Below are 2655 nucleotides of genomic sequence, written 5' to 3' on the forward strand. Positions count from 1 at the left end.
TGCTGCCAGCCGAAGTGGTAGAGCCCGATCCGGCGCATGGCGCCGGGCAGCGACTCCACGGCCGCCCGCAGCTCCGGGTAGACCAGGGTCCGGGTGCGCTCCAGCTGCGCCAGGGCCTCCTGCCCGTCGAGCGGGCCGGTGGCGGTCCCGGTGGTCTCCCGGAGCTGCCCCGCCGTGCCGTAATGCGGCGCGGCGGGGGAACGCTCGTCGGTCTCCGTCATGTACTCGGCCATGCCTCCCCCTCGCCAGGTCCGCGCGAGCCGGTGCCACCGGGCCGCCCGGACGCTTTCCCGGAGGGCCTACCCCTCCCGGCGGCCGGGAACACGGCCACTACGTGCGGAAACGTCACCTCCACCGGCCGATCTCGACGTTCTCCAGGACACCGAGCGCGTCGGGCACCAGCACGGCGGCCGAGTAGTAGGCCGTCACCAGGTATTTGATGATGGCCTGCTCGTTGATGCCCATGAACCTCACGGACAGGCTCGGCTCGATCTCGTCCGGGATGCCGGACTGCCGCAGACCGATGACGCCCTGCTCGGACTCGCCGGTACGCATGGCGATGATGGAGGTCGTACGGGCCTCGCTGACCGGGATCTTGTTGCAGGGGTAGATCGGCACCCCGCGCCAGGTGGGGATGCGGTTGCCGCCGATGTCGATGGTCTCCGGGACCAGGCCACGCTTGTTCAGCTCGCGGCCGAACGCGGCGATCGCGCGCGGATGGGCCAGGAAGAGCTTGGTGCCCCGGCGGCGGCTGAGCAGCTCGTCCATGTCATCCGGGCTCGGCACGCCGTCGTGCGGCTGGATCCGCTGGTCGTACTCGCAGTTGCTGAGCAGGCCGAACTCGGGGTTGTTGACCAGCTCGTGCTCCTGACGCTCCTTCAGTGCCTCGACCGTGAGCCGAAGTTGCTGCTCGGTCTGGTTCATCGGCTGGTTGTAGAGGTCGGCCACGCGCGTGTGGATGCGCAGGACGGTCTGGGCGATGCTCAGCTCGTACTCGCGGGGCCGCGGCTCGTAGTCCACGAAGGTGTGCGGGATGTCGGGCTCGCCGGAGTGGCCGGCCGCCAGCTCGACCGCCTTCTCGCCGTACTTGTTGGTCCGCTGCCGGGGGATCGAGCGCAGCCGCTCCAGGTGGGCGCGCAGCGAGTCCGAGCGCTCGGCGACCTGCTGGAAGTCCTGCCGGCTGAGCACCAGCACCGTGGTCGCGGTGTCCGCGCGGACGGTGTACTCCCAGATCGCCTCCGGGTCGAGGAGTGCCTGGTCGCCGAAGTAGGCGCCGTCGGCCAGGACCCCGAGGACGGCGTCGTCTCCGTAGGGACCCGTGCCGATCTTCTCCACCCGGCCGTGGGCGAGCAGGTACACCTCGTCGGTCCGGTGGCCGAAGTCGGCGATCACCTCGCCGGGGGCGACCTCGCGCTGGCGGCAGCGCCGGGCCAGTTCCGCCAGCACCTCCTCGTCCGCGTACGACCGCAGGGCCGGCAGTTCGCCCAGTTCGTTCGGGATGACCTCCACCTGGTCACCGGTCTTCACAAAGGTGATGCGGCCGTCGCCGACGGCGTAGGTCAGCCGTCGGTTCACCCGGTAGGTGCCGCCCTGGACGTCGATCCAGGGAAGCGTGCGCAGCAGCCAGCGGGAGCTGATCTCCTGCATCTGCGGAACGGACTTGGTGGTGGTGGCCAAGTTGCGGGCCGCCGCCGTCCCGAGGGACTGCTGCGGCCTGTTCTGATCGGTACGGACCTCTTCGCCTACCGACATAAAGAAACGCCCTCCCATGTATGCCCGGTGCCGCAGTGCACCGGGCACCGGTCTCACGTCCGAGCCTCCCAGCACGCGGTGTGCACGCGCCATTACCCGAAAGAGCGGGAATGGATCATCGGATTACTGGGCAGAGAGAGGAACTTCGTCCAGTCGGATACGGCAGCGGCCCTGTCCGGATCGGCTCGCACACCGTACGAACGATGTGTTCCGCGACGTCCGGTTTCGGTAGAAGCAGGCAGGACGTCCGGCCGGTTCCGTGGCCGGGCGGGCACGGTACGAAGGAGTCGGGCATGGCCCCACCCATGTCGGCGAGCGAATTCCTGGACGCGCTCCGGGCCGAGGGCGTCACGGTCGTCGAGGTCGGCGACTGGCAGGACCACAACCGCAATCACAAGGGCCCCTGGGGACCCGTCCACGGTGTGATGATCCACCACACGGTGACCCGGGGCGCCGAGCGGACGGTGGACCTGTGCCGCGACGGCTACCCGGACCTGCCGGGCCCGCTGTGCCACGGCGTGATCACCAAGGACGGCAGGGTCCACCTGGTCGGCTACGGCCGCGCCAACCACGCCGGGCTCGGCGACGACGAGGTGCTGCGGGCGGTGATCGCCGAGAAGGGGCTGCCACCGGACAACGAGGCGAACACCGACGGCAACCGGCACTTCTACGGCTTCGAGTGCGAGAACCTCGGCGACGGGGAGGACCCGTGGCCGGAGGAGCAGCTGGAGGCGATCGTCCGGGCCGCCGCGGCCCTGTGCCGCCGTCACGGCTGGACGGAGCGGTCGGTCATCGGCCACCTGGAGTGGCAGCCGGGGAAGGTGGATCCGCGGGGTTTCTCCATGCGCTCCCTGAGGGAGCGGGTGCGGGACAGGCTGAAGGACTGAGCGCCACGGCACGCCG

The 2655-nt window shown here is 70.0% G+C and carries 2 protein-coding genes and 1 pseudogene; 1 reads left to right on the top strand and 2 read right to left on the bottom strand.

What is annotated here, in order from left to right:
* A pseudogene (locus H5J33_RS37915) lies at window positions 1-233 on the bottom strand (polyprenyl synthetase family protein); the annotation flags it as partial.
* Window positions 234-345: 112 nt separating this feature from the next.
* The gene (locus H5J33_RS30500; RefSeq protein ID WP_181798007.1) at window positions 346-1752 is read right to left on the bottom strand and encodes a family 2B encapsulin nanocompartment shell protein; all 1407 of its coding nucleotides are present in this window, start codon (window positions 1750-1752) and stop codon (window positions 346-348) included.
* A gap of 293 nt (window positions 1753-2045) precedes the next feature.
* Here H5J33_RS30500 and H5J33_RS30505 point away from each other — a divergent pair, with 293 nt between their 5' ends.
* The gene (locus H5J33_RS30505) at window positions 2046-2639 is read left to right on the top strand and encodes an N-acetylmuramoyl-L-alanine amidase (RefSeq protein ID WP_181798008.1); all 594 of its coding nucleotides are present in this window, start codon (window positions 2046-2048) and stop codon (window positions 2637-2639) included.
* Window positions 2640-2655 lie beyond the last annotated feature (16 nt).

Origin of the sequence: Streptomyces sp. WELS2 (assembly GCF_013870595.1) — a bacterium.
Taxonomy (GTDB): domain Bacteria; phylum Actinomycetota; class Actinomycetes; order Streptomycetales; family Streptomycetaceae; genus Streptomyces.

What these genes read in the sequence shown, in the direction of transcription:
- H5J33_RS30500 (WP_181798007.1), bottom strand. Translation starts at nt 1,752, where the DNA reads ATGTCGGTAGGCGAAGAGGTCCGTACCGATCAGAACAGGCCGCAGCAG.
- H5J33_RS30505 (WP_181798008.1), top strand. Translation starts at nt 2,046, where the DNA reads ATGGCCCCACCCATGTCGGCGAGCGAATTCCTGGACGCGCTCCGGGCC.